General features: G+C 65.5%; 31 protein-coding genes. 18 read left to right on the top strand and 13 right to left on the bottom strand.

Features of this window, described 5'->3' with window-relative positions:
* Positions 1 to 34: 34 nt before the first annotated feature.
* Both FR943_RS26430 and FR943_RS14750 read right to left on the bottom strand, forming a co-directional pair.
* Positions 35 to 256: a PIN domain-containing protein gene (locus tag FR943_RS26430; RefSeq protein WP_246585035.1), complete on the bottom strand. Its 222-nt coding sequence runs from the start codon at positions 254 to 256 to the stop codon at positions 35 to 37.
* Positions 257 to 332: 76 nt separating this feature from the next.
* Positions 333 to 602 carry a type II toxin-antitoxin system Phd/YefM family antitoxin gene (locus tag FR943_RS14750; RefSeq protein WP_217158435.1) on the bottom strand — a complete coding sequence of 90 codons (270 nt, stop codon included), beginning with the start codon at positions 600 to 602 and terminating at the stop codon, positions 333 to 335.
* Between the two features lie 529 nt (positions 603 to 1131).
* Here FR943_RS14750 and FR943_RS14745 point away from each other — a divergent pair.
* The 6 genes from FR943_RS14745 to FR943_RS14720 all read left to right on the top strand — a co-directional run bounded on the left by FR943_RS14745 (position 1132) and on the right by FR943_RS14720 (position 3547).
* The gene (locus FR943_RS14745) at positions 1132 to 1371 is read left to right on the top strand and encodes a type II toxin-antitoxin system Phd/YefM family antitoxin (RefSeq protein ID WP_217158433.1); all 240 of its coding nucleotides are present in this window, start codon (positions 1132 to 1134) and stop codon (positions 1369 to 1371) included.
* 26 nt (positions 1372 to 1397) lie between these two features.
* Complete coding sequence (locus tag FR943_RS14740) at positions 1398 to 1793, top strand: type II toxin-antitoxin system VapC family toxin (RefSeq protein WP_217158431.1); 396 nt, start codon at positions 1398 to 1400, stop codon at positions 1791 to 1793.
* Positions 1794 to 2124: 331 nt separating this feature from the next.
* The gene (locus FR943_RS14735; RefSeq protein ID WP_217158428.1) at positions 2125 to 2358 is read left to right on the top strand and encodes a hypothetical protein; all 234 of its coding nucleotides are present in this window, start codon (positions 2125 to 2127) and stop codon (positions 2356 to 2358) included.
* Positions 2348 to 2659: a type II toxin-antitoxin system PemK/MazF family toxin gene (locus FR943_RS14730; protein ID WP_217158426.1), complete on the top strand. Its 312-nt coding sequence runs from the start codon at positions 2348 to 2350 to the stop codon at positions 2657 to 2659. The genes FR943_RS14735 and FR943_RS14730 overlap by 11 nt, the downstream gene beginning before the upstream one ends.
* A 217-nt stretch (positions 2660 to 2876) precedes the next feature.
* Entirely contained in the window at positions 2877 to 3122 is a 246-nt protein-coding gene (locus FR943_RS14725) for a FitA-like ribbon-helix-helix domain-containing protein (RefSeq protein WP_217158424.1), read from the top strand.
* Positions 3119 to 3547: a type II toxin-antitoxin system VapC family toxin gene (locus FR943_RS14720; protein ID WP_217158422.1), complete on the top strand. Its 429-nt coding sequence runs from the start codon at positions 3119 to 3121 to the stop codon at positions 3545 to 3547. The genes FR943_RS14725 and FR943_RS14720 overlap by 4 nt, the downstream gene beginning before the upstream one ends.
* A gap of 326 nt (positions 3548 to 3873) precedes the next feature.
* On the opposite strand, the gene FR943_RS14715 is transcribed toward FR943_RS14720, so the two are convergent.
* Positions 3874 to 4497, bottom strand: coding sequence for an RES family NAD+ phosphorylase (locus FR943_RS14715; RefSeq protein WP_217158421.1), 624 nt, complete (start codon positions 4495 to 4497; stop codon positions 3874 to 3876).
* Complete coding sequence (locus FR943_RS14710; RefSeq protein WP_217158419.1) at positions 4494 to 4841, bottom strand: antitoxin Xre/MbcA/ParS toxin-binding domain-containing protein; 348 nt, start codon at positions 4839 to 4841, stop codon at positions 4494 to 4496. The genes FR943_RS14715 and FR943_RS14710 overlap by 4 nt, the downstream gene beginning before the upstream one ends.
* 442 nt (positions 4842 to 5283) lie before the next feature.
* Here FR943_RS14710 and FR943_RS14705 point away from each other — a divergent pair, with 442 nt between their 5' ends.
* On the top strand, positions 5284 to 6591 hold the full coding sequence (locus FR943_RS14705; RefSeq protein ID WP_217158417.1) for a hypothetical protein: 1308 nt from the start codon (positions 5284 to 5286) through the stop codon (positions 6589 to 6591).
* Between the two features lie 878 nt (positions 6592 to 7469).
* Here FR943_RS14705 and FR943_RS14700 read toward each other — a convergent pair.
* Positions 7470 to 8231, bottom strand: coding sequence for a hypothetical protein (locus FR943_RS14700; RefSeq protein ID WP_217158415.1), 762 nt, complete (start codon positions 8229 to 8231; stop codon positions 7470 to 7472).
* A 35-nt stretch (positions 8232 to 8266) separates the two neighbouring features.
* On the bottom strand, positions 8267 to 8887 hold the full coding sequence (locus FR943_RS14695) for a TetR/AcrR family transcriptional regulator (RefSeq protein ID WP_217158412.1): 621 nt from the start codon (positions 8885 to 8887) through the stop codon (positions 8267 to 8269).
* A gap of 107 nt (positions 8888 to 8994) precedes the next feature.
* Between FR943_RS14695 and FR943_RS14690 the strand changes: the two genes are divergently transcribed.
* Together FR943_RS14690 and FR943_RS14685 are read left to right on the top strand one after the other, a co-directional pair.
* A complete protein-coding gene (locus FR943_RS14690; protein WP_217158410.1) occupies positions 8995 to 10245 on the top strand; it encodes an FAD-dependent monooxygenase in 1251 nt (416 codons plus the stop codon).
* Entirely contained in the window at positions 10242 to 10748 is a 507-nt protein-coding gene (locus FR943_RS14685; RefSeq protein WP_217158408.1) for a DUF4334 domain-containing protein, read from the top strand. The genes FR943_RS14690 and FR943_RS14685 overlap by 4 nt, the downstream gene beginning before the upstream one ends.
* A gap of 274 nt (positions 10749 to 11022) precedes the next feature.
* Here the strand turns inward: FR943_RS14685 and FR943_RS14680 are convergent, their stop codons facing one another.
* The gene (locus FR943_RS14680; protein WP_217158406.1) at positions 11023 to 11505 is read right to left on the bottom strand and encodes a MarR family winged helix-turn-helix transcriptional regulator; all 483 of its coding nucleotides are present in this window, start codon (positions 11503 to 11505) and stop codon (positions 11023 to 11025) included.
* Positions 11506 to 11599: 94 nt separating this feature from the next.
* Here FR943_RS14680 and FR943_RS14675 point away from each other — a divergent pair, with 94 nt between their 5' ends.
* The 3 genes from FR943_RS14675 (at position 11600) to FR943_RS14665 (ending at position 14358) form a co-directional block, all read left to right on the top strand.
* Positions 11600 to 12214: an NADPH-dependent F420 reductase gene (locus FR943_RS14675; RefSeq protein WP_217158404.1), complete on the top strand. Its 615-nt coding sequence runs from the start codon at positions 11600 to 11602 to the stop codon at positions 12212 to 12214.
* Between the two features lie 121 nt (positions 12215 to 12335).
* On the top strand, positions 12336 to 13289 hold the full coding sequence (locus FR943_RS14670; protein WP_217158483.1) for a TIGR03619 family F420-dependent LLM class oxidoreductase: 954 nt from the start codon (positions 12336 to 12338) through the stop codon (positions 13287 to 13289).
* Between the two features lie 13 nt (positions 13290 to 13302).
* Positions 13303 to 14358: a zinc-dependent alcohol dehydrogenase family protein gene (locus tag FR943_RS14665; RefSeq protein WP_217158402.1), complete on the top strand. Its 1056-nt coding sequence runs from the start codon at positions 13303 to 13305 to the stop codon at positions 14356 to 14358.
* Here the strand turns inward: FR943_RS14665 and FR943_RS14660 are convergent.
* On the bottom strand, positions 14342 to 15559 hold the full coding sequence (locus FR943_RS14660; protein WP_217158400.1) for an FAD-dependent oxidoreductase: 1218 nt from the start codon (positions 15557 to 15559) through the stop codon (positions 14342 to 14344). The two genes, FR943_RS14665 and FR943_RS14660, sit on opposite strands and share 17 nt — an antisense overlap.
* Before the next feature lie 58 nt (positions 15560 to 15617).
* Here FR943_RS14660 and FR943_RS14655 point away from each other — a divergent pair, with 58 nt between their 5' ends.
* Positions 15618 to 16088 (top strand): hypothetical protein, encoded by a 471-nt coding sequence (locus tag FR943_RS14655; RefSeq protein ID WP_217158398.1) that lies wholly within the window; start codon positions 15618 to 15620, stop codon positions 16086 to 16088.
* Between the two features lies 1 nt (position 16089).
* On the opposite strand, the gene FR943_RS14650 is transcribed toward FR943_RS14655, so the two are convergent.
* Genes FR943_RS14650 through FR943_RS14640 form a run of 3 tightly spaced genes read right to left on the bottom strand, consistent with a single transcriptional unit; the run spans position 16090 to position 18145 of the window.
* On the bottom strand, positions 16090 to 16407 hold the full coding sequence (locus FR943_RS14650; RefSeq protein WP_217158397.1) for a hypothetical protein: 318 nt from the start codon (positions 16405 to 16407) through the stop codon (positions 16090 to 16092).
* Between the two features lie 44 nt (positions 16408 to 16451).
* A complete protein-coding gene (locus FR943_RS14645) occupies positions 16452 to 16892 on the bottom strand; it encodes a hypothetical protein (protein WP_217158395.1) in 441 nt (146 codons plus the stop codon).
* Positions 16889 to 18145 (bottom strand): multicopper oxidase domain-containing protein, encoded by a 1257-nt coding sequence (locus tag FR943_RS14640; protein WP_308170559.1) that lies wholly within the window; start codon positions 18143 to 18145, stop codon positions 16889 to 16891. The genes FR943_RS14645 and FR943_RS14640 overlap by 4 nt, the downstream gene beginning before the upstream one ends.
* A 172-nt stretch (positions 18146 to 18317) precedes the next feature.
* Between FR943_RS14640 and FR943_RS14635 the strand changes: the two genes are divergently transcribed.
* Both FR943_RS14635 and FR943_RS14630 read left to right on the top strand, forming a co-directional pair.
* Positions 18318 to 19163: an alpha/beta fold hydrolase gene (locus FR943_RS14635; protein WP_217158391.1), complete on the top strand. Its 846-nt coding sequence runs from the start codon at positions 18318 to 18320 to the stop codon at positions 19161 to 19163.
* Between the two features lie 138 nt (positions 19164 to 19301).
* Positions 19302 to 19643, top strand: coding sequence for a hypothetical protein (locus FR943_RS14630; RefSeq protein WP_217158389.1), 342 nt, complete (start codon positions 19302 to 19304; stop codon positions 19641 to 19643).
* A 24-nt stretch (positions 19644 to 19667) separates the two neighbouring features.
* Here the strand turns inward: FR943_RS14630 and FR943_RS14625 are convergent, their stop codons facing one another.
* On the bottom strand, positions 19668 to 20537 hold the full coding sequence (locus tag FR943_RS14625; protein ID WP_217158388.1) for an ESX-1 system-associated protein: 870 nt from the start codon (positions 20535 to 20537) through the stop codon (positions 19668 to 19670).
* 306 nt (positions 20538 to 20843) lie between these two features.
* On the opposite strand from FR943_RS14625, the gene FR943_RS14620 reads away from it, so the two are divergent.
* Entirely contained in the window at positions 20844 to 21686 is an 843-nt protein-coding gene (locus tag FR943_RS14620; RefSeq protein ID WP_217158386.1) for an alpha/beta fold hydrolase, read from the top strand.
* Positions 21668 to 22744, top strand: coding sequence for an isocitrate/isopropylmalate dehydrogenase family protein (locus FR943_RS14615; RefSeq protein WP_308170558.1), 1077 nt, complete (start codon positions 21668 to 21670; stop codon positions 22742 to 22744). The genes FR943_RS14620 and FR943_RS14615 overlap by 19 nt, the downstream gene beginning before the upstream one ends.
* A 3-nt stretch (positions 22745 to 22747) precedes the next feature.
* Here FR943_RS14615 and FR943_RS14610 read toward each other — a convergent pair whose 3' ends face one another.
* Positions 22748 to 24139 (bottom strand): purine-cytosine permease family protein, encoded by a 1392-nt coding sequence (locus tag FR943_RS14610; RefSeq protein WP_217158385.1) that lies wholly within the window; start codon positions 24137 to 24139, stop codon positions 22748 to 22750.
* 95 nt (positions 24140 to 24234) lie between these two features.
* Here FR943_RS14610 and FR943_RS14605 point away from each other — a divergent pair, with 95 nt between their 5' ends.
* Positions 24235 to 25698 (top strand): MFS transporter, encoded by a 1464-nt coding sequence (locus tag FR943_RS14605; protein ID WP_217158382.1) that lies wholly within the window; start codon positions 24235 to 24237, stop codon positions 25696 to 25698.
* Positions 25699 to 25849: the final 151 nt, after the last annotated feature.

The following is a 25849-nucleotide window of genomic DNA, read 5'->3' as shown; positions in this document are numbered from 1 at the left end:
CCGGCGGCCGCGATCGCCGTGATCATGAGGTCGGCTACCCTCCGCCGGGGAGTCCAACCCGGGCCTTGACTGCGGCGCTGATGCGCCCGAATGCCCGCGCGGCCTCTGTCTCGAACGGAATGGGGTCGAACTCGTTCTCGGTCCGCTGCAGCACATCGGCACGGCGAGCGCGCTCCTCGACGGCCTGCGCGTCGTCGCCGCTCACCAGGTGTACGTCTGCGGAGAGTCCGGCCAACGTGATGACACTGATAGCCATTTCATCAGGAAGTTGGTCAGGGTCGATCGCGTGGCGCAGGATCAAGATATTCGTGTCGAGTAGGCCGCGTTGTGGATCAGCGGGCATAGGGGTCACTCAAGGCATGCTCGTAGGCGGCGTCTTGGTCGGCCCGGAAGGCGGCGACGTCGATCGGCGGTGCCAGTTGCGACCCTCGGGCAAATTCGGCGCGCGAGACGAATCGACGCCGTCGGGGCAAGGGGACCAGCTCGCCGATCTGATGTCCATCACGGGTAACCGTAAAGGAGTCGCCGCGCTCGACGGCGTCCATGATCTCCTTGGAGCGCATGCGTAGATCGCGTTGGCTTACTTCGCGTTGCGCCACCATGTGCCACAGCGTAGTACCACATGCACACTCTGCGCGTTTCCAAACGCCGAAGGCGCCGCATCAGGCCGCAGTTGCGTGGAACGTCGCTTTATACCGGGAGCGCCGGGCGACGGACGGTCACTCAGAACTGTCCAGCCTCAATTGATCTGGCAAGGAATACTTTTGGGGACGCCAGGACGTTTGAGACGGCAGGCGCGTGAGCGGTCTCAAGTGTTGTGTTTTATCCATCAGAGGGGGCGATCAGGCAATCATTGCCGTGCCCCGGATGCAGTAAGCCAAAGGATTCATCGGTGGCACGACCGTACGGGCCGGCCGGCGCACCGATCGCGTTCTCTATGCGCGTTTGCACTTCGACTCGTTCAGGTGAACCGATCGTGAGCTTGCCTCAGCGTAATCGACACAGGGGAGCGGGAACGTGAGCAACGAGTTCCTTCGACGCGGTCGGTCGTTGCGGAATGGACGACAACCCATCGAACGTGTTTAGCTGTTGGCCAACGCAGACATGTCTCACCGGTGATACGATCGCTGCATGACCGAGGTAGTGACCGTCCGCGACCTGCGCAACCACGGTGGCGAAGTACTGCGCAGAGTGGAGCGCGGTGAACGGATCGTGGTGACGCGTGATGGTGAGGCGGTCGCTGAGCTGAGCCCGCTGCCGCGTCGTAGTGTCAGTCCAACTGAACTGATTCGTCGTCGCCGAAACCTGCCGCGCGTGGACGTGGAAACATTGCGTTCGGATGTGGACAGTGTGATGGATCCAGCCCTGTGACAGGATCAGTCGACCAGTCAAGAGGCATGCTCGACACGTCCACTGTGATTCTGCTGGGGCGCCTGGCGGATCCGGACGAGCTGCCAAACGAGTCCGTGATCAGTGCGATCACCCTCGCTGAGCTGTCTGTGGGACCGCATGTCGCGCGGACGGATGCGGAACGTAGCGCGCGTCAGCAACACCTGCAGCAGGCAGAGGCAGATTTCGAGGTCCTTCCGTTCGGCGCAGAGAGTGCTCGGGCATTTGGGGGTGTCGCTGCCGCGTTGCGCACTTCGGGCCGCAAACCGGCCGCGCGGGCCTATGACGCGCTCATTGCGGCCAGCGCCGTCGCACACGGTGTGCCGTTGTACACGTGCAACCCGGATGATTTCTCCGGGATACCTCAGCTGGACCTTCGTGTGGTTACTCACCCGGACCACTAAAGACTGGATGCCGCCGACCGCCGCAGTTGAAAGGCGTTGGGCAACAGCGCAATAGCGCGTACGTTACTGGTATCCCGCCATATTCGAGTCCGCCGTATTCCTCGCCGACGGACTGGCGCCGCAAGTCCACTGGGCCGAGCGGAACCCCGGAATCGCCGTAGTGACGTGGGGCTGTTGCGCGCGATGTCGGACAAGGGTCGGATGCGGTTCGATCTGTTTGCTGCAGAACCGTGAGGCCTGTCGACGGGTAGGCGCTAGTGTCGCTGTCGCGCGATAACGCCGTTCACCTAGTTGCGGGCCACTGTCTTACAAAACGTCGTACACTGTTGGCATGGCTGACACGATTACCTTCCGTCCGGACGAGGACACCTCAAAGGCGCTGGAGGTGTTGACTAAAGATGGTACGGCGGTGTCTGCGGCCGTACGGTCTGCACTTATCGACGCCGCACGACGGAAGGCTGGTGCGGCGATTCGCGCCGAGGCGGAAAGGCTTGCCGAAGACGAGTCAGACCGTGCTGAGGCCATGCAGGTGTTGCGCGATATGGAGACGCTGCGTGCGTGGTGAGATTTTTCGGCTGAATGCCCCGCGGGGGAATCGCGGCCACGAGCAGTCCGGATCCCGATACGCCGTAGTCGTCCAGTCAGATCAATTGCCGCTGTCGACCTGGCTGATGGCGCCAACGTCCACGTCGGCTCGTGCTGCCAGCTTCCGGCCTGAGGTGGAAATTGGCGGCGTGAACACCCGGGTGCTTGCGGAGCAGGCTGCAGCGGTCGATCCGGGTAGGTTGGGTAAGAGCGTCGGGTTCCTGAGCTTCGACGAAATGCGCCGTGTCGATGCAGCTCTCCGCGTCGTCCTCGACCTATGAGCGCTGAGCTGTCCCATCAGATCTGTGCGGCGGCCCCGTCTCGGCAACGAAAAGGATTGTCGGGCAACATGATATGCAGTGCTTTACTGGTGGTCGATTCAATCATCGGTCCTATACGAGTGGCTGTGCGTGGAGTTTGCTGCATGGAAGATCGCGCCAATTGCCGGCAGGCTGCTAGCATTGATTGCAATGCAAGCGGTGGGTGAAGGGGTGACTGATGGCGACCTTGACAATTCGTGGTCTCGATGACGAACTCAAAGCCGCACTACGCGTTCGTGCAGCAGAGCACGGCCGGTCGATGGAATCCGAGGTGCGTGAGATCTTGCGCATGGCATTGGAACGCCCTGTGGGCGGTCCAGGGATGGCGACGCGGATTCGGCAGCGCTTCTCCGGAACCGGGGGGGTGGAGCTTGACCTGCCCAGCCGAACCGAGCGTCCACGTGCTGCGGTCCTTGACGAATGATCGTCTTGGATACCAACGTCATTTCGGAGCTGATGCGCCCAGCACCGGAACCTGGCGTCACTAGTTGGGTCGACAGTTTGGATGTGTCCGACGTATTGCTGACTGCTGTGACCGCGGCTGAACTGCTATACGGCGTCGCCCGATTGCCGAATGGGCGTCGTAGACGTGAGCTTCGCGCAAAGGTTGACGGACTGCTGGCGGAGGATTTCCGGGACAGGATTTTGCCGTTCGATGCGCCGGCTGCAACCCACTATGCAGATATCGTTGCTGACCGGGAGCGTAGCGGGCTCCAGATCAGTATGGCCGACGGCCAGATTGCCGCAATTTGCCGCAACTGGAACGCCGGGCTTGCGACGCGCAACGTCAGTGACTTCGTGGACACCGGCGTCGAACTCATCAATCCGTGGGATTTGGCAACGCCGTAACCGCTTGGAGGCAAGCGAAACACGCCGGTTGCGAAACGACGTCAGTGAAACACGCTGCAGCGCAGCGGTTAGCAGTGGCAGCTCTGTGTTTTGCCTGCGGTAGGCGAGAACCCTTTGGGTGGCAGTGCAATACGGTGTATTGTACTGGTAACCGGCCATATTCGATTCCGCCGTATTCCTCCACTACTCAGCGGCGCATCGGCCGAGATGGGGCAGGGGAGAGGCGCTGATTCCCTGGATGTGGCCCGATCCCCCCGCGCGCCCCTGCAAGGTTTCGAGACATGTTGGTTTGCTGGAGCTCGCGGTCGGCGGGAAGCATCGGCCAGTTAGCGGCGTCGGCGCCGAATCTCTTCAGCTCCAACTCGTTCCAGCGTCTTGAGTAGTCGACGCACCGTGTCGGGCACGTTCGCGTGAGGTCGGATTACCGCAAGAAGGTCGACGAGCCGTGGAGGAGGTTGACGGACCTCTGATCGTGCGGCATCGACGCGGGGCAAAGCGTGAACGAACACGGCGAGTGTCTCACAACCGGGTAGTGCGGCTGCTGGGGCCAGTACGGCGTCAAAGCCGGCGTCGCGGGCGACCGCTGCGATCGCTTGGGTGGTGGCATAGTCGTCTGAGACGAGGTCTGCCTCGTTCACATTTAGATGCGAGCGGGTCTCCTCGTCGGTGAGGTCAAGTACCTGGAGGTCGACCGACACGCGGCCGACGCGGCGTCGAATCTCGAACGGATCGATACCTTCGTCGATGAAGTGACGGAAGAGCTCAGCCCACGCACCTTGCTCCCGGCTTGAGGCGTACCAGACACCTGGGTCGCCGGTTCGATGGTAACGGCCAGGCCCTCCGGCGGGGTCGGTGCAGGATACGAGGGGGTGTCGCGTTGAGCCCTGGTGCCAGTATTTCCCGGTCAGCTTGCGGCGTGGTGCGGTCGCGACCGCGTCGGCGAGCGTCACACGTAGGAGCCGTCGATGAAGGATTCGGCCGCGCCGCGTACCTCCTCGTAGCGCTCCTCAGCAAGCAGGTCAATAGGGCGTTCGCCGTCCAGGAGGCGATTCTTGGCATGCAGCCACTGGCCGACGCCTCGGGCAGTCAATGAGTCTGAGAGCAGGAGGACGAGGTCACGGAGCTGCGCGAGCCGATCGTACCGGTCAGGGCGGATGTCGCCGGTTCGCCAGCCCCGCACGGCCCGGTCAGAGACCTGCGTTACTGTAGCGACGTCGACCTGCGTGACGCCGAACGGTTTCAAGGCATCGACAATCTCAGTGGCTTCGACTGCCCGGTCCAACGTGTCCGTCATAACGAGAAACCCTTCAACTTCCGGTTTAACTACCGGTTATACTACCGGTAGTTAGCGGCGCCTGGCAACGCTCCCGGCGACCCGCGACGGTGCGCATCTCCACCGGGTCGCCGGCGCGCTCCGAAGACACGCGATCACTGGGCGAATAAATGTTCGAAGGTTGTCGGAGACGGATCTAAACTGGACCCAGTGCGCACCCGCGATGAGATCGACGCCGAGCAAGCGCCTGCGGGCCCCGGTACGGCGGTCGATACGCGAACAGGGTGGCGAACCGTCGAGCCGTCAGGTCGACGAGCTGCTCGATGAAAGGGCGGGGCGGGAAAGTTGACCGACCAGACACAACCGGATCTCACGAGGCTGCCGTCCGGCGAGCTCGAATGGCCCCGAGTTCATCCAAAAGGCCGCCGGGGCTGGCGATCTCATCGAACGTCACTTCATCGAGTTGAAGTCGGAGATCGACCCAACCGGTAAGGGCGGCGCAGCCAAGGTTGCGAAGTTCATCCTGGGCGCGGCGCACCGCGACCCCGAGCGCGCTGCGAAATACCTCGGCGGATACGCCGTGATGCTTCTCGGCGTCGGCGCCAACGACGTTCACGGCCTTGCACGGTTCGAAGCGAAGGATCTCGGGGGCGCGGTTCAGCAGTACCTCGGCGAGCCCGGCCCGCGGTGGGACTTCGTGCGCGTTCGTGTCGACGACGACCACGACGTCATCGTGATAATCGCCGAGCCGCCGGTCGTCGGGAGGGTATGGCCGTGCTGCCGCGAGGGCGTCGGCCTCGCCGACGGGCGGATCTACATACGCGGCGACGGAGAAACGCGCGAAGCGAACCACGACGAGATCCGGGCGCTCGTTGAGCGCGTGCGCGGGACGCCGGCGAGTACTCCGCTCGACCTCGACGTCGCCCTCGATGGCGTAGTCCGCCGGTACACCTGCGACCCGTCCCTGGTCGACGAGTATGTCGGCTTCGAGCGCCAGCGCCTCGAAGCGGCGGCACCCGAGCCGCCCGCTGTGAAGGCCGAAGAAGTCGGACGGCGAGTTTCTGCGGGCGCCGCCGGGTTCCTGTCGTCCGGCGTCGCCTCCAGTGTAGGAAGCAGCATTTTCGCTACAACGGAGCCTGACCCACGAAGCCGCGAAGAATACATCGCGGAAATCGACGAGTGGGAGCAAGAACTCCGCGCCGACTGGCCGAGGTTCCTTGGGCACGCCGCTGCCATCATCTGTCGCGAAGACCCTGCGCATATCGTGGCGCGCAGCCGCCGCTGGCTGGAGGACGTGAAGATCAAGATTCATCTCGACGGGCCCGTTCGAGCTGACGAAAATCCCGCGGACGACAAGGATTACGTGCCATTGCCGCGCCCACCGCGACCGTGGGGCCCGCGATCCGTCTCTCCGTTCACACCGGACGTTCTGCGCCTACCCAACATGATGGGTATCGATGTACCGCCCGCGGTCTATAGGCGGTACGACAACGTCGGCATCGACAACTCGGGATCGGTCGACCTGGAAGTGCTCGTGGGTGAGACGCGACCAAACGACCCATACATCAGCAGTGATGGGTTATTCCTCAGTGTGCCTTCCGAACACGGCGATCCGGTCACAGGGAAATGGAGCGCAACAGCCAAGGATTACCACGAGATGCTGTCAGGTGAGTTGCAGCTCGAACTCGATGACCCACTCGACCTGACGGAAACCATGCGCAGTTTCCTCTTCAGCTCCGACGACGAGGACGGCGAAGAGGGTGACGACTGACGCGGCCTATCGCCCTGGAAATCAGCTTCCTCCAGGTGCTCAGACTGCCGCACGATGCCGTCCGACCGAGGCGTCCGCCAAGTTGACTGCAACTTCGGGTCGGGATCCACAGTCCGCCAGAACTATTGAAAACTCCGCCAGTTCGACTGAGGCCGGACAGCCTACGCGAAAACTATTGGGGCGCAGCATAATCTAGCGTAGTTTACTTGACATAATGTCGCTTATCGGCACTGCGGTATGCGGGCTGTTGCCGCGGCGGATGTTGGGCGTAGAGTCTGTTTCTTCGCCTCGTGGCGGAGTCACTCCTGGGAGTCTCTCGTGCCCAACCATCATCCTTCTCGGTCTTGGCGTGGCTGCGCTATGTGCAAGCCACACAAACGGCGTGGCGCTGGACGGGCTGCCAAGGATCCCGTCGCCGTCCGCCGGCGCCTCGGCTGCGTACGCCGGTATTCCCGCCGCTCCGTGGACTACCGCCACGACGGTTATTGAGTCAAGTCCGCCCTAAGGGCTTTCTCGCGCAATTCGTCACTGTGACGGTTTGGTTGCGCGTATATCCCGACGGCCCAAAACCGCTGTTCCGCATTTGGATTCGACATCTCGGCCGTACTGTTCTTGCATGTGGGCGTGCCTGCGATCGTGGCGCGCATGCAACTCTTGGTCGAGGCCAGCACGGTCATCATGGCCGATCGCAGGTCCAATGGCCATCTGTGGCACCCCACTATCCCCTCCCTGCGAGTCCCCCGGGGGTGATGTCGCCAATATCCGTCACTGTGACGAATTGCGTCACGCCACAACCCTCCGAAACGGTTGAATCGCAACAGAATTGATGAACACACCCTCCAGCCTCACTGTCCGTTCTCACCGCAGTTGGGGCATTCTCATCGAATCTGGGGCACTGGTGCTGGCGGCAGCGCCGCGGCGGCCATGCGGCAACCGTTGCGGAACTCGACAGCGTAATGCTCGGAATGCTCTTTGACGTACTCGGGTGGACAGGCCGCCGGGTACCAGATGCGCAGGCTTACCTCCATGCCGGCGAGAGTGTCCTTATATTCCTGCAGCACATAGGTGAAGATGGTGCCGTCCTCCAGGCCGGCCTTGCCGGTCATCGAGATGTCATAGCTCTTGTCGATCAGCGCGGACACGAAGTCCGGCACCTCCTCCGGCGGAGCGAACGCGGGAAAGGACCGGGTGGGGATGCCGCCCATGGTCTCGATGACGCCCACGCCCTTGATCGGCAATGAATAGTGCTCAGGGTGTGTCGGGAACAGGAAGTCGATCGAGGCCTTCCTGCGACCCTCGTCGTCGTCGGCGGCGGCGGCGCCGAGGATGGAGCGCAGTACCGGGATGAACTGCTCGATCTTGAGTCCCTCGACGGTCAGCACCACCCGGGTTCCGGTGTACTTCCCGTCGGATTCAGCCAGGTACTGCGTAAGTTTGCTGTCTGCTTCGTCGATTTGAGCCTGAAGCAGGTCGATCATCGGCTGTCCGTACAGCAGCGTTCGCAGGTTCGCCAGAGCGCGCCGGGACGCCTTGAGCTCCCATTGGTCGATTCCGGCGTCGTCGACGTTGACGTCGTCGGTCTGCGCGCCCACCCGGACGGGCCCGCCTGTGGTGATCGCTTCCAGTCCTTTGCTTGCCATGGTCATGACATCCTTTCTGTTAGTTGCTTTTTCGGCTAGATGTTCTTTCGTCCGTCGATCGTTGAACCGCCTGCGGCTGTCCGGACAAGGGGCAGGAAGATGGTGTCGACAATCTCGTCGAGGGCCGCCTCGGGCACCGGCTGCAGGGTCATCATCACCTGGGCTCGTTGAAGGTCGAAGGGCAGTGTCTTCATCCTGTCGGTGAGCCGGTCGGGGTCGATCTCACCGCGATCGGCGGCCCGGCGATAGATGGTGTTGACCGCGCCGAGCAGGGGAAGCTCTGGGGCCAGCAGGGTGAGCAACTGAGCTGGGCTGGTGCCCGTCTCCTGGAAGTAGCCGCTGAGGTGCACGCTGACCATGTTGATGAGCCCAGCACCCGGCGCGTTACCCTGACGCATCAATTCCAGCACGTCATCGCGCAGGCGCCCGGTGTCGGGTGGTTCGACCTGGACACTTCGAGCCGCGTGGACGACCGCGGCACGCACCAACTCCTGCTTGTCGGCCCAGCGCCGGTACAGCACCGGCGTGCTGGTACCGGCGCGGGTGGCCACCGACTCGATGGTGAACCCGGCGTAGCTCTTTTCGGACAGTTCCGCACACGCCGCGTCGAGCAAGGCCTGTTCCAGCGCTGCGCCCCGGCGCCGCTCTGCCGCCATCTGACACCCCCTAAGAAGCGGTTGCATATCTTATTGCTCCAACGTACAGTCCGGCGTATAAGAAGTGCAAGCGTTTCTTAATGGTGTCGGAGCGAAAGGAAGAGGCAATGGGTACGACGGGCGTTCAGCCGGGCCGGGTCTTGGTCGTGGGCCTCGGTATCAGCGGCATGTCCACCGCAATCCGGCTGCACGGCTTGGGCTGGGAGCCGACCATTGTGGAGCGGGCCCCGGGGCGGCGCACCGAGGGCTATTTCATCGCCACGATGGGCACCGGGCAGGCCGCGGCCCGCCGGCTGGGGATTCTGGACGCGCTACCCAACCGCACCTCGCCACCCGGCAGCGCCCAGTATCAGGTGACCCGCGACGGTGGTCGGAGTAAGTCGGTGGGGGTGTTCGACATACCGCTGAGGCCCAAGCCGATGCTGATGCTGCGAGGCGACGTGGAGGAAGCGCTGTTCAACGCCCTGCCCGCCGACGCCACGGTGCGCACCCGGACCACGCCGGTACAGATCGTCCAAGACGCCGACGGCGTCGAGGTGACCCTGCGCGAGCTCGGCACCGAAACTGAAACCACCGAACGGTTCGACCTGGTGGTGGGAGCCGACGGGCTGCGCTCCACAGTGCGGCAGCTGGTCTTCGGCCCGCACGAGAAGTACTTGCACCACCTGGGCTTCATGATCGCTGCCTTCCAGTTGCCCAGGGTGCCCACCGGATTGGGCCCGTCCGACGGCGCCATGCAGTTCGAGGTGGGCCGCTCGTTGATCATCTACCCGTTCGCCGACCACCTGCCTACCGCGCTGTTCTCCTACAAGACCGACGACGTGGATGCCGAGTTCACCCAGGCCCCGGCTGAGCGGCTGCGCGAGGTCTACGGGCCGGCGCCGTACGGCCAACTGTTCGAGGAGGTCGTCGCCGACTTCGAGAAGGCAGGCAGCTACCTCTTCGATTCCGCCGAGCAGGTCAAGATGGATACCTGGCACAAAGGCCGGGTGGTGTTGGTCGGTGACTCGGCGTGGTGCCCGACCCTGTATTCCGGCATGGGCTCATCGACCGGCATGGCCGGCGCCGACCTGCTCGGTGCAGTGCTTGAGGAGCATCCCGTGAGCCTGGAAGCGGCGCTGACCGATTGGGAGCGTCGACTCCGGCCCTACACCGACAGCTACCAGAAGATGGGTGCCACCGGAGCGTTGGCGTTCACCCCACCCAACGAGCGGGCCATCACGGTGCGCAAACTCATCCAGTCGCAGTTGCGCCGGCCCTGGCTGGCGCCGGTGATCCGGCTCGCCGCCAGGGTCGTCCCGCTGATCCGGGACCGCAACGTCGACCTCGTCGCCGCCACCGAGCCGGTGCCCGCATGACCCTCGACGAACTGATCGGCACCAGCGCCAAGACCTACCATCAGATTGACACGCTCTTCGCCACACTGCCCGCGGTCTCGGTCAACGCCCTCCTAGGCACCTGGCGGGCACTCGCAATCCCCGGCGTGTCCACGGTCTACCCGATTTTGATCGAAAAAGGCTGGTACGGCATGCGGTTCAACGATCCGGAGAATGTCGACACGATGCTGATAGCCAGCCCCGACGGGGACGAGATGTTCGCCGCCGACGTGCTCAAGCTCGCCGCGGTCGCCCCTGGAGCCACCAGCAACCTCTGCCAGATCCGATCCGAGATCGAAACCGACCAACCGATGGGACGCCTACGCATGATCGACCACCGGGGCACCGTAACCGCGGCCATGATCTACGACCGCCTACCCGTTATCGACTACTTCCGCCAAATCGATGACCACGCAGTGCTCTGCGCGGCCGATGCCCGCGACAGCATAGAGACCGGCTACCTGATCCTGCAAAGGATTACCTGAGACCCGACCGGGCCGCACCTAGCCCCCGGCCGTGGTGGCAATGGCTCGCAGACTGACCCCTTCGAAGCCACTGCGCCCGAACGCTTCCCGGGCCGCGGCGTTTAGCCATGCGGGACACGTGCTCAGTGGTGCCGAACCGGGCACGATCCGAAATTCAGACGATTCTCGTACTGCCGCCACGAAGCAGAGTTGCCCCAGATTCAATGAGAACGGACACCGCTAGCCTCACCGCGGGCGTACTTGGGCTGTGCCGCCATCGGCGCATCCACCAAGGCTATGTGGGCCCACCTTCGACGGCGGAGTCATCGTTTTCGGCCAAGTGCTGCAGGATCCGTTCGTTGAGGGCGGCGAACATGTCGAGCTCGGCCGGGGTGAGCACGTCGATGAACTTCCGGCGAACGTCCGCGACGTGCTCGGGCGCCGCCTTCTCGATCGCGGTGCGGCCGGCCGGCAGCAGGCAGACCATGGTGCTGCGGGCGTCATCGGGATTGGGCTCGCGGCTGATCATCCCGTCCTTCTGCATGCGCCGCACCTGGTGGGAGACGCGGCTCTTCTCCCAGCCCAGTGTGTTGCACAGATCGTGGGCGGTCATGCGATCCCCGTCGTGGCCCGAGAGCACTGCGAGGATCTCGTAGTCGGCCCCGGAGAGGCCCGACTCTTGCAACCCCCGATTCAGGTGCACGACGAGCTGATGATGTGCGTGCATGAAGGCTCGCCAGGCGCGGTCTTCGCGAGGACTCAACCAGTTCGGCTCCATTGGACCCATGTTACCCAATTGGTTGACGCATCAACAGACTGGGCATAAGGTTGAGTCGTCAACCTTTCGATCCTCAGTCCAGAGGGGACGCATCATGAGCAATATCAGCATCATTGGCACCGGGAACATGGCCCGCGCCATCGGCGCACTGGCGGTAGCGGGCGGCAACACCGTCGAGGTGATCGGCCGCGATCGGGCCAAGGCCGCCGACCTGGCCAAGGCTCTCGGCGGCAGCGCTACGACAGGAGAGTTCGGTGCCGTCCCGGCCGGGGATATCGTCATCGTGGCGCTGTTGTACGCCAGTGTCATTCCGGTTGTCTCCCAATACGGAGACGCCCTCGCGGGCAAGGTCATAGTCGACATCAGCAACCCTTTCAATGCCGCGGCCGACGGACTGGCCATCCCCGATGACACGTCGATCGCACAGGAGGTCGCCAAGGCGGCCCCGGCCAGCGCCGACGTGGTGAAGGCATTCAACACGATCTTCGGTGCGGTCCTTGCCCAGGGCCGGCCGCTCGACGTCTTCATCGCCGGCGACGACGCGCGGGCCAAGGCGAGCGTGGCGGAGTTCATCGAGAGCCTCGGGCTGCGCCCACTGGACGTCGGCGGCGTGCACATGGCGCACTGGCTGGAGGCGACGGGCCTGGTCGTGATGGGCCTGGCTCGGAACGGGCTGGGGCACTTCGACTTTGCCCTCGGCGCTGCCTGACCGCCGCCGATCCAGGCGGCCGATGGCCGGGACCCGTCGCGCCACGATAGTGGTTGATGTATCAATAATAATTCCATTCGAATGCCGGCGGACCATGCTCCGCCCGGAGAGGACTCTCACGATGAAGCTCGGTTTCGCACTACCCATAGTCGGGCCCGCCATTAGCAGCGCCGCTGGTTTGAGTGCGTTCTGCCGAGGAATCGAGGACCTTGGCTACGACACGCTCTGGGTCGGCGATCGCCTGGTCACGCCGGTCGACATGCACAGCACCTACCCCGGCAAAGAGCAGCCATACCCACCGCAGATGACCCGATACCTCGATCCGGTCCTGCTGTGGACGGTCGCCGCAGCGGCGACCAGTAGGGTGCGGCTGAACGCCAGCACTCTCAGCACGTTCTACTACGAGCCGGTCCACCTGGCCCGGCTGTTGACGACGCTCGACGTGCTCAGCGATGGCCGCCTCGACGTTGGCGTGGGAATCGGGTGGATGAAGGACGAACATGACATCGCGCGTGGCGCGGACTGGCACCGGCGCGGGCAGATGCTCGATGATGTGCTGGCGTTCCTGCACGAGTGGTGGACGACCACCCCGGTGTCCTGGGATAGCGAGTTCTTCTCCCTACCACCCGTCCACGCCGACCTTCGTCCGGTCCAGACCGGCGGTCCGCCCATCTGGATCGGCGGCGCCAGCGAGGCCGCGATGCGCCGGGTCGGCCGCAGTGGCACCGGCTGGCTCGGGGTCGAGGGGCTACAGGCCGAGGTCACCGACCACCTGTGGTCGATCGCGCGTCGTGCGGCGCAGGACGCCGGTCGCGATCCTGACGCGCTGAAGACGGCCATGCGGATCAACCTCGAACCGGGCACGCCCGTCGACGCGGTTGCCGGCACACTCGAGCGCCTCGCCGGGTCCGGTGCTGACGAGGCGATCGTGGACGCCTTCGCGGTGTACTCCACCCTTGACCAGCTACTTGACTTTGCCGGCCAGCTAATGGAGCGGTGGTCAATTACCGGGACCGCATCACACCCCAGCCCGGTTCAGACCGGGGTAACTTTGGGCTCAGATATGAGTTGCTGACGGAGGGGCGAACATGAAGGCGCTCGTGTATCACGGTCCCGGTGTCAAAGCGTGGCAAGACGTGCCCGACCCGGCCATCCGCAAACCCACCGACGCGATCGTGAAAGTTGAGACGACCACGATCTGCGGCACCGACCTGCACATCCTGAAGGGCGATGTACCGGCGGTGACCGATGGACGCATCCTCGGCCACGAAGGTGTCGGCGTCATCACCGAGATAGGTTCGGCGGTCACCGATCTCGCTGTTGGCGATCACGTCATCATCAGCTGCATCTCGGCGTGCGGCAAGTGTATTTACTGCAAGGCAGGTGTCTACTCGCACTGCCAGGCCGACGAGGGCGCTCCCGGTATCGGCTGGGTGTTCGGCCATCTCATCGACGGCACGCAGGCCGAGCTCGTGCGGGTGCCGTTCGCCGAGACCTCGCTGTACCGCGTACCTGACGGGGTACCCGCCGAGCAGGCGGTGCTGATCAGCGACATCCTGCCCACCGGCCACGAAATCGGTGTCCAGTACGGGCAGGTCAAGCCGGGCGACGTGGTGGCCGTGGTCGGCGCCGGGCCGGTGGGTCTGGCGGCGATCGCCACGGCGGGATTGTACGGCCCCAGTCGCGTCATCGCCGTCGACCTCGATGCCAACCGAGTGGAACAGGCCAAACGGTTCGGCGCCACCGACAGCGTGGTGGCATCCGACCCGGATTGGCGGGATCAGGTGCTCGCGCTGACCGATGGTCTCGGTGTCGACGTGTCGATCGAAGCCGTCGGCCTGCCCGCCACCTGGGACATGGCGCTGGCGATCGTGCGGCCGGCCGGTCACGTCGCCAATGTCGGCGTGCACGGTCAGCCCGTCGAGTTCCCCCTCGACCAGGTGTGGATCGACAACCTGACCATCACAACGGGTTTGGTCAACACCGACAGCTCGGCCATGTTGATCAAGTTGCTCGCGCAGCAGAAGCTCGACGTCGCCGGATTCATCAGCCACCGGTTTGCCCTGAACGACATCATCGACGCCTACGACACCTTCGCGCGCGCCGCAGAAACGAAGGCGCTCAAGGTCATTCTGCAGGCCTGACCCGGTCTACGGTGTGGATATGTTCACGGCGAAAGCCAAGACCCATCATCCGGCCGAGCATTCGTTTGACCAAGGACGATCGACTCAATGCCCGCACCAACCACAGCGGCGGTTCCGTCCGGCTCATCCGGGCCAGATTCGCTGTCTGGGCGCCTTGGAGGAACTGGGCAATCCTGGTGGGAGGGCAGCGACGATCCTGCACCGCTTGGAGATCCTCATCCCCCACCGTCCCATCTCGCAGTGGGGTGGCAAGCACATTGGCGGCGGCCACGGCGTCGGAGATCGCATAATTGACCCCGATCCCGCCGACGGGTGACATCGCGTGCGCGGCGTCGCCGATACAGAGGAAGCCCGGCAGCCACCAGCGGCGCAGCCGGTTGGCCCGCACCGAGAGCAATTTGACTTGGTCCCAGTCGACCAACGAGTTCAGGGACGCGGCCAGGAAAGGAGCCGCGGCGGCCACCTTGGATCGGAAAGCCGGGAGTCCGTCGGCCTGCAACCGTCCGAAGGAACCCTTTTCGATGACTGTGCCGCACTGCCAGTAGTCACCGCGGTCGATCGCCAGGATGATCTGCCCGCCACCGAGGTACCCGAGTGTTTCGGAGGCGTTCTCACCGCGTGGCAGCCGAAACCACAGCACGTCGATGGGCATCCGAAATTCCTTGAGCGGCAACCCGGATTGGTCTCGAAGGATTGACCATCGCCCGTCGCAGGCGACGGTGAGATCGGCGCGGATCTCGACAGGTCCGTCCGGCGTCTGTGCGCTCACTCCCGAAATTCGCCCACCGTCGCGCAGCAGGCCGGTCACTTCCGTGCCCATCTGCAGTCGGAAGGTCGGGTATCGCTGGGCGTGGTCGGCCAGGAAGTTCAAGAAGTCCCACTGCGGCATGAAGGCGACGTATTTGCACGCTGTCGGCAGCCGACGGAAATCAATCAGATCGTAGGTCTGCCCGTTGATCCCGATGCCCAATTGCTCCACGTTCTGGTGTGGCACCTCCGCGAGGAATTCGTCGAGGAGCCCGAGTTCATGCAGTAGGTCAGTGGTGGACGGGTGCACGGTGTCCCCGCGGAAGTCACGGAAGAAGTCGTCATGCTTTTCCAGCAGGATGGTCTGCACCCCTGACCGTGCCAGTAAGTAGCCCAGCATCATCCCGGCCGGCCCGCCACCGGCCACCACACATGTGGTCTTCCAATGCTGCATCGGCCTCAGTATGCTTCAGCGCGTTTCCCGCGGCTCGAGGTTATGGGACGGTTGCTTCATGGTCCACGCTGGTGCCTGCCGGTCCGATTCGATCCGTGCAGAGATTCAACAGATCCTGATCGATCACCCGCGCACCCGTTACGCGAAGGTCCTGCTCGGCATGCAGCGTGGACTCACCGACGCTGAGATGGCGAAAGAGGCTGCCGAAGCCAGGGAACCGATCAATGCTGAGAGCGTTGGCAACGTCCGCAGGCTGGTGCGCCTATCGCTTGACGACGAGCTCGTGTCGGCTCCGTCTGACGCCGCCGAGCAAGCGGGCCTTTACCGCGAGTTGCTGAACTACCGTCGTTCGCCGGAACTGACGCAGCACATCAGAACGAAGTTGGCCAAGCTGCGGGAGTTGGACCCCAAAATTTCGCTGACACCTCTCGGCCACGTCCATCTCGGCGCGAACGATCCGTCGCAGCCGGCCCAGCCGGAAAAGATCTGTCCTGATTGCTTCCTGGTGCATGCCGGAGAATGTCCATGAGTCAGGAAACACGGGTGGGGGCCCGGCGATCGGCGACCCTGTGTTTCAGTGTGGTCATACTCGCGATGGCTGTCGGCTGCGGTGACAGTTCGAATCCGGCCATTGCATCGGAGAACCCTGAGACGACGCTACCGATACCGGCCAACATTCCACCGATGCCGTTGCCCAGCGACATTCCGCCGGTTCCGTTGCCCAGCGCCGTTCCCAGGGTGGAACTGCCGAGCGAAATCCCGCGGGTCGGGCTTCCGGCCGAGGTGCCCCCGGTTGAGATGCCCGCTGAGATTCCCCCGGTCCCCTTGCCGTCGGCAATACCGCCCATCACTTTTCCGTGACGCCCGGTGACATACCGTCTCGGAGCAAAGCTCACCCCTCCACCAGCACGGTTGCCAGCAGCACCACGCCCAGCGAACCGACCAGCGCCGCGATCGAGGCGATCCGCGCGGCCTGGGGCCGGCGGTGACGTTGGGCCATGCCGTGCACCGCCGCAGCCAGCATCACCACCGCGAACAGCAGCAGCTTGGCGGCCAGCACCCGCCCGTAGCCGGGCTCGAGCAGCGCCGCCCAGGTCACCCCGTTGTGCATGGCCAGCAGGACGCCGGTGATGATCTGCACCGGCAGGAACACCGCGACCGTGATGAGGGCAAATCGCCGGCCGACAGCGCGCAGCACAGCCGCCCGTTCGGCGATGGCCAACTGGCGTTGCGCCACCGGCAGCAGTACCACCGTGACGGTCAACTGCCCACCCACCCAGATGATGGCGCCGACGACGTGCAAGAAGCGCACCACGCTCCACAGGTCGATCATGGTGTCACCGCGAAGATGCCGTGGGCACCGCTCTCGGCGTGCCGCACGTCGTGGTCGATGAACGGGTATCGGCCGGGCTCAGGGAAACTCAGCTCGGCGAATCCGCCTTGTGCGGGCGCCAGATCCAACACTTGAGCGCCGCCCGATCCGTCGCCGGGGCGCAGTGCCCAGGCGCCCTCTCGGTAGACGGTGTCGAACTGCCCACCGACGACGTGGAACGCGGTGGTGTCGCCCGGCCCGGCATTGACCACCCAGATCCGCACTCGTTCGCCGCTGCGAGCAGCCAGGGGCGCATGGTCGTACTGGCCGGCCATTCCGTTGAACATCCAGCCGTCAGGTTGGTCGGCGCGGATCCTGTCCACCTGCTCCTGGCTGCCCGGCGCCCCCAGAAACAGCTGCGCGCTGACCAGGATGTACTCCCGGTCGACCCGTGCCAATCGGGGTGGATCCACGATGACCGCGCCGTACATGCCGTTGGCGATGTGCTGGGACATGGGCATGGTGCTGCAGTGGTAGAGCCAGGCCCCGGCCCGCGTCGCGGTGAACCGGTACACCAGGCGCTCCCCCGGTTCGATGGTGCGCATCGGTTCATCGGGTGCCAGCGCCCCGGCGTGAAAGTCGATGCCGTGGCCCATCGCGGTGCCGTTGATCAACGTGATCTCGAACCGATCGCCCACCTGCCCGCGCAGCGTGGGACCCGGTGCGGTGCCGGCAAATGTCCACCGCCGCTCCCGAATTCCGGGGGCGATCTCCAATTCCATTTCCGCCGTCCGTAATTCGATGCGGTGGACGGCTCCGGCGGCTGGCGCCAGCTCGGCATCACGCGGAACCCAACCAGGCGAAGGGGCGGCGGCCGGGTCGACGTCGGGCAACGCCTCGAGCGCAGGGCTCGCCACCGGACCGTGAGCCCGCTCCCCTGCCATCCGGATCGTCATCGTCATCCCCGCCGCGCGGTGCCCGGCCACCTCGCACCAGGCCTGCCGGTCAGCGGTCACCGCCCCCACCTCGAGCAGTGCGGTTTCCCCCTGGCGCAGCCGCGGCGTGTGCCGCCCGTCGTCCAGCCGCAGATCGTGCACCAGCGCCTCCCGGTTGGTCACCCGCAACAGCAGGCGCGTCCCGGCCGGGACCTCCACGGTGTCGGGCCGCACGCGCATGCCGTTCAACTCGACGTCGATGGTGCGGACCTCCCCAGCCCCCGCCGGATCGACGCCTACCGGTTGTCCGGTGCCGGCCAGCACTACCGCAAGCAGCACTGCGAACAGCCCAACAGCGACACCCGCAGCGGTGCCCCAACCGGATCGCGCACCGGAATCCGTCACACCACCAAGCGAACCCGTCGATCCGGCGACCCGATAGGGGCTTTGGTCCCTGTCTCCCCGGGACCACTGCCGGGCCGAGCGGCCGATACCCGTAAGTTTGTCTGCCATGACCGAGTTGGACCTCCAGGAGATCGAGACATCCGTCGGAGTGTTGCGGTACTACGACACCGGTGACGGCCCGGCGCTGCTGTTCCTGCACGGCTCGGGCCCCGGCGTCACCGGCTGGCGCAATTTCCGTGGCGTCCTGCCCGCCTTCTCTGAGCAATTCCGTTGTCTGATATTGGAATTCCCCGGGTTTGGGGTCACCGATGACATCGGCGGGCATCCGATGGTCACCGCGCAGGGCGTGGTGACGCCGTTCCTCGATGCCCTCGGTGTCGACCGGGTCCACATCGTCGGTAACTCGATGGGCGGTGGCGTCGGGATCAACTTCGCGATCTGCCGGCCCGATCGCATCGGCAAGCTCGTCACCATCGGCGGGATCGGCACCAACCTGTTCAGTCCGGGGCCCAGTGAGGGCATTCGGCTGCTGCAGGAGTTCACCGAGGACCCGACCCGGCAACGCCTGGTCGACTGGCTCAACTCAATGGTCTATGACCCCGCGCTGGTCACCGACGAGCTGATCGAACAGCGCTGGGAACTCGCCACCGACCCCGCGACGCTGGCCGCAGCCAAGCGGATGTACGGCAAGGCCGCGTTCGCCGGCATGATGGCCGCGCTGCGGTCCTCGGATGCCCCGATGCCGTGGGCGCAGATGCACAAGGTCGCCGCACCCACGCTGCTCACCTGGGGCCGCGATGACCGGGTGAGCCCCCTGGACATGGCCCTCATTCCGATGCGCACGATTCCCAACGCCGAGCTGCACGTGTTCCCCAACTGCGGGCACTGGGCGATGATCGAGGCCAAGGAGGCTTTCGAGCAGACCGTGCTGGGTTTCCTGACCCGTCCCTAAGCCGACACCCCGGTATCCAGGTCGTGACCGTTCGCACAGCGTGCACCAACAATCAGCACAGGGCGGGCACAACCCGGCGAAATAGCGTTGCTCTCCGTGCGGCATCGTCGTCGCACCTGTGAGAAACGGAGTCAGGCAATGCGTTTCAGGAAATCCGTAGGCATCTCGGTGATGGCGGCAGGTATCGGTGTGTCCGGTCTACTGGGCTTGGGTATCGGCACGGCCGGCGCCGATCCCGGGCCCGGTTGTGACCGCCCCGGCGCGCCGCAGTGCGAGCGCCACGACCAGCGTGGCCCGCAGGACAACCGGGGCCCGGAAAATCGCGGTCCCCAGCCCGACGAGTGGCACAACCGCGGTATCGACCAGGGACGTCGCGATCACCAGCCGTTCGACTGGAATGGGCAGCGGGTCACCCCGATGCCCGCCGGTGACGGCCACGGCTGGGGATTCTGGTTCCTCGGGACCTGGATTCCGCTGTAACCACGCCTTTTACGGTTCGACTGCTCACCGCGTGGTGGTGCACACGGCTTTCACCGCACCACCCATGGCGGTGGCGGCGGTCCAGTGCGCGTGGTCCCTCGGCTCGAATTTGGGTAGCTTGCCGGCGTAACTGTCGAGATAGCGCGACTGTGCCCGCAGCAGGCCGGTCAGAAGCGGGTCTTTGGCCTTGTCGGCCAACCCCCGTAGCTCTGCGGCTTCCTCCCGCAGGACCGGCACGACCGCCAGGGTCACCGACCGCTGCTTGGGCGACCAGCGCGCCGCGGGCAGTCGGTGATCGGTCTTGGCCCATGCCTGCTGTTTGCGGTCGAAGCCGGCGCTGGTGCGCTGCCACGGATCACAGACCGGATCGGGCTTGGCTGCGGCGAACGCCTGGACGGCTTGGCCACCGGGCTTGGCGCCGGTGGAGGCAACCGCTTCGGCGGGTATCGGTTTGGCCGTCTCGGTGGGGGCCGGATGGGCGGCCTGCTCATCCGCGTCCCGGGGCCACGTGATGGCCACGGCGCCGCCGACGAGCAGTGCGGCGGCGGTGGCAACTCCGATCGTCCTCCACGCCCGAGCTCGCCTGGCGCTCAGTGCCACAGGCAGCCGGCGCCCGCCCCCGCTGCCGCTTCCCAGTGCCACGCTGAACGCCGCATCCGGACGGGCGCGGAGCTCGGTGACGGCCACCTCGACGGCAGCGGTGGGGGTACCCAGATCGGTGAGTGCCTTGACGAAGCGCGCCACCGAGACCAGATCACGGCTGTAGAGATTTTCCGGCGGTTGCACGGCCGGTAGGAACCGGTCGACCAGATCCTCCCGCAACTGCGACGCCCGGGCGACCTCGGCCGCGGTCAGCCAGTGACCCGGAACATCCTCTGCCCCAATAGCGCTCATCAGTCGATCCTTCCCGCCGGCACCTCATGATTGGTACCGCACGGTGCGTGAGCGCGGCAACCGGTCGGGCGTCCCGGCAACGGCACGGTGCGATCACAAGTCGGCGACCGGTAGGTCACGGCAACCTGTCGCACCGGGCCCACGGGATCGACTGGCAAACAACAATTCTCGCATCGCCGATGGTTCCGCCATCGCCGCCGACTTGTCAGCGACCACATACGAACCGGGTTGGCTGGTGCACGGCATACCCAGGTGCCGGCGGTGCCTGGCATGATGCGAGAAGGCATTCGGGAGACGAGGTGGTCCATGGAACAGTACCGTCGCGGAGAACTCGTGTTCGACGTCGTCGATGCGGGTCCGGCCGACGGGCCGGTGGTCATCCTGCTGCATGGCTTCCCGCAGCAGAACAGGAGCTGGGAACCGATCATCTCGAGGCTCACGGCCCAGGGGTTCCGGTGTCTGGCCCCCAATCAGCGCGGATACTCGCCCGGGGCCCGGCCGCGCCGCCGCCGTGACTACCGCACCGCCGAACTGGTGGCCGACACCCTGGCCCTGATCGATGCCAGCGGCGCCGAGCGGGTGCACCTGGTCGGTCACGACTGGGGCGCGGCGGTGGCCTGGAACGTGGCCGGCCGGGCACCGGAGCGGCTGGCCACCCTGTCGACGCTGTCGGTCCCGCACCCGGCCGCGTTCGTCCGCTCCCTCTTCACCAGCCGGCAGGGGTTGGCGTCGTGGTACATGTACGTCATCCAACTGCCGTGGCTCACAGAGCGTTTCATGCTCGGAAGGGATGGGAATGGTGCCGCGCTGGCGAAATTCCTGATCCACAGCGGTCTGCCGGCCGAGGCCGCCGAGCGCGACAGCCGTTTCATGGCTCAGCCGGGGGCGCTGACCGCGGCGCTGAACTGGTACCGGGCGATCCCGTTCAGTTGGTCGGATCTGGGTTCGGCCCCGAAGATCACGGTGCCGACGCTCTATGTGTGGAGTGATCGCGATATCGCGCTCACGGAGAAACCGGCACTCGGCACCGCGGCGTACGTGACTGGTCCATACCGGTACGAGACTGTCGCCGGGGCGTCGCACTGGCTGCCCGAGGAGAAACCGGCCGAGATCACCAAAATGTTGGTGCAGTGGTTCGCGGCGCACTGACGCTGGGGGTATTACCCGGCGACGGAATCGGCCCCGAGATCGTGGCGTCGGCCACCCGGGTCGCCGAGCGGGCACTGGACCGAGTGTCGGTAGGTGTGGCGTGGCGCGAACTACCGTTCGGACTGACGGCGATCACCGAGTTCGGAACCCCGCTGCCGCAACGGACCCTGACCGAACTCGACGGGCTGCCCGGGTGGATACTCGGGCCCCACGACAACGCCGGATACCCGGAGCAATTCCGCGGCACATTGTCACCCGGAGGGGCGATCCGCAAGCACTACAACCTGTTCGCCAACATCCGGCCGGCCCGGGCGCTGAGCGCGGCCGTCACCGCGGTGTGCCCGGATCTCGACGTGGTGATCGTGCGAGAGAACACCGAAGGCTTCTACGCCGACCGCAACATGTACGACGGCTCAGGCGAATTCATGCCCACCCCTGACGTCGCGCTGGCCGTCGCCGTCTTCACCCGGGCGGCGTGCGAGCGGATCGCCCACCAGGCGTTCCGGTTGGCGCTGGGCCGGCGTAAGTCCGTCACCATCGCGCACAAGACGAACGTCCTGGCCAAGACCACCGGGCTGTTCCGGGACGCCTGCCTGACCGTCGCCGAGCACTACCCCGAGGTCAAGGTGCACGGCGAGCACATCGACGCGCTGGCGGCACGCCTGGTCAGCCACCCCCGCACCTTCGACGTGATCGTGGCCGAGAACATGTTCGGCGACATCCTCTCGGACCTGGCCGGCCAATTGAGCGGCTCACTGGGGATGGCGCCCTCGATCAACGCCTCGAATACCCACGCCATGGCGCAGGCCGCGCACGGCTCGGCGCCCGACATCGCCGGCCGTGACATCGCCAACCCGGTCGCGATGATCCTGTCGACCGCCATGTTGCTGCGCTGGCTGTCCGGCCAGGACGGCGGCACCCCTGCGCTGGGCGCCGCTGCCGACCTCATCGAGGACGCCGTCCGGCGCACCCTCGACGCCGGCGTGGGCACTCCCGACATCGGTGGCAGCGCGTCGACCTCCTCGTTCACCGAGCAGGTGCTGTCCTTACTGCCCTGACCGTCAGCGCGCCGGCCGGGTCACCAGCCGGTAACCACCGTAAAGCAGCAGGGCCGCAAGGAAATTGACAAAGTAGGCAATGTCGGCACCGTGCCAGGCGGTGGCCACCGCGCCCTGGATCAGCGTGGTGTTCATGAACGGCACGGCGATCAGGTAGGCCAGCGCGAAAGCGACCAGTGCCGCCACCGCGTCACGGCGCCCGGTGGGCTCAGCGGCAGGGTCGATGCTGTCGCGGCCACGGGTGCGGATCACCCAATCCACCACGACCACCGCGACGAACGCCGGAATCCAGTAGCTGACCAACAGCAGCACATCGGTGAACCGGGTTGCGGTGTCGGCGGCGTGCAGCCACAGGATCAGACCGAAAGCCAGCGCCGTCACGATGAGCGCCGACACCGGCCGACGCACGCGTACGCCGATGGTCTGCAACGCCAACGACCCGCTGTAGTCGTTCATCACTCCCGAGCCGATGGCCGCCAGCGCGATCACCAACAATGCCACCCCGCCGAGCAGTCCCCCGCCCATCACCGCGTGCACTCCGTCGGCGGTGTGTTCCCCGATGACGCCCGCGGCGGCGATCCCGATGCCCTGAACGAAGATGTAGCCCAACACGATCCCGGCGAACGAGTAACCGAACACCTGGCGTCGTGGCGAATCGGCCGGAAGGTAGCGGCTGAAATCGGCCGCGTAACTGGCCCACGAGATCGCCAGGCTCAGTGCGATGGTCACTTCGAAAACAAATGCCCCGGCCAGGTCCGCACCGGCCGCCGAGGGCGCCACGGCAACGTCATGGCCGTCATGGCCACCGATGAGCTTCACCGCGAAGACGAGGAAGGTGACGAACAGGATGACCGTCAGCACGGCCTGTAGGCGATGGATCACCTCGTACCCGAAGAACCCCACGACACCCTGCACGGCCAGCACGATCAGCACCGCACTCCAGAACGGAATCCCCAGCAGCACGGCGAGCGCCTCCCCGCCGAACAACCCCACGAGCGCATCCCAGGCGATCGACGATCCCCACTGCAGAATTCCCGGCACCACGACCAGACCACCAAATGCCATGCGGGCGTTGGGAAGCTGGCCGGCACCGGTGCGTGGGCCCCACGTCGACAGGTAGGCGACCACGGCCGAGCCCACCACGGTGCCGATCACCATCGCCAGCAGGCCGAGCCAGAAACCCAGCCCGAGGGTGATCGCCAGGGTGCCGGTGAACACCCCGGCCATGTTCACCTGCGGTGCGAACCACACGGTGAACAGTCGCGCGGGATGCCCATAACGCTGGTCGGGTGCCAACGGTGCGATGCCGTGGGTCTCCACGGACAGATCGCCCGAGCCGGCCGGGCGTCGCCCGCTGAACGTCGACGCATTGAGCGCACTGACTCCAAAGGCCATTCGCCTATTCGACCACGCGCCCCCGGTGTGCGGGCCCGCCACGCACCCGGGTCATAATCGACAAACATCAAGATGAGCTAACGATCGGAGCGGAAGTGTCCAGGACCGAGACCGACCGGTCCGCCTCTGCCCCGGCCGCTACGCACCCTCGTCCCGGTGTCCTCATCGCCGGCCTGAGCCTGGTGGTCCTCACCGTCGCCATCCTGCAGACCGCGGTGGTTCCCGTCCTGGGTGTCATCGCCCGGCAGCTGAACACGTCGTCGGTGGCGGTCAGTTGGGTCGTCACCGCCAACCTGCTGGCCGCAGCGGCGACCACCCCGCTGATCGGACGGCTGTCGGATCTCTACAGCAAGAAGCGGGTGCTGCTCGGAGTCCTCGCCGTGGTGCTGGCCGGCTCGGTGCTGGCCGCCGTCACCGCATCGGTGCCCCTGCTCATCACGGCCCGCATCTTGCAGGGCGCCTCCTACGCGCTCTACCCGATCAGCATCGCGATCCTGCGCGAGGAGCTTCCCGAGGACCGACTGGTGGGGGCGATGTCGGTGCTGTCGGGGACGCTCGGCTTCGGCGGCGGCGTCGGCCTCGTCGTCACCGGGCTGCTGATGTCCGGTGAGCCCGGATATCACCGGGTGTTCTGGCTGACCACCGCATTCACCGTCGCGGTGATCGTGGTGGCGATCGTGGTTGTCCCCAGCCGCCGGGTTGCCGCCGGCGGCAGAGTCGACTGGCTGGGCGCCGCGGGCCTGGCCCTGGGTCTGTCGGCGGTGCTGCTGGCGATCACCCAGGGCAATTCCTGGGGGTGGGGTCATCCCGGCACGGTCGCGCTGCTGGCGGGCGGAAGCGCTGTGCTGATCGCCTGGTGGTGGTGGGAGCGGCGGGCCGGCCAACCCCTGGTGTCGACCACGATGCTGGCCCGGCGCCCGATCCTGCTGACCAATCTGGCCACCGTGCTGGTCGGGATGGGGCTGTACTTCGCGTTCCTCGGTCTCACCCAGTTCGTCCAGATTCCACGTCAGGCCGGATACGGCTTCGGGGCCACCGTGCTGCAGGCCAGCGTCTACTTTCTGCTGCCGGGAGCGCTCACCGGCTTCGTGGTGGCGCTCGTCAGCGGCCGCTACATCGACCGGTACGGCGCCCGGCGGGTGCTGGTGGTGGCTGCCACCGCCGGTATCGCGGGATTTGTCCTGCTGGCCTTCGCGCACGGCCGGCCGTGGGAGGTCATCGTGGCCGGAATGTTGGCCAACGCCTACGTCAGCCTGGGCTACGGCGCATTGCCCGCGCTGGTCGTCAGTGAGGTCGACGGCAGCGAGACGGGCATCGCCACGAGCATGAACGCCATCGCCCGGACCATCGGCAGCTCGGTGGCCGCCGCGGTGGTGGCCGTGCTGCTCGGGCACCGCCTGGTGCCCACCGAGATCAGCTTCGTGACGATCTTCCTCGCCGGTGCGGTCAGTGCCGCGTTGGCGATGGTGCTGATCGCAGTGTCGCGTGCCCCGGATCGCCACCGCGAGTCCGTGCGTACGCTGTCGGAATCCCGTGCGATGAACCACGAGTGGGGCTGAGGGCTCCAGTCGCCGGTTTCGTGCCGCGACAGCGCACCGAACTGCCAAACTTGAGGGCGCGGCATCCGCCACCCAGACGGCCCGCAACTATGGAATCAAGATGCCTAGGCGGCATTTGACGAAGGAATCCATTGTAGAAATGTTAAATCGC

The sequence above is a fragment of the [Mycobacterium] fortunisiensis genome (assembly GCF_019050325.1).
Taxonomy (GTDB): domain Bacteria; phylum Actinomycetota; class Actinomycetes; order Mycobacteriales; family Mycobacteriaceae; genus Mycobacterium; species Mycobacterium fortunisiensis.
Note: the sequence above shows the minus strand (reverse complement) of the source record. Positions and strands in the feature narration are given on the sequence as shown.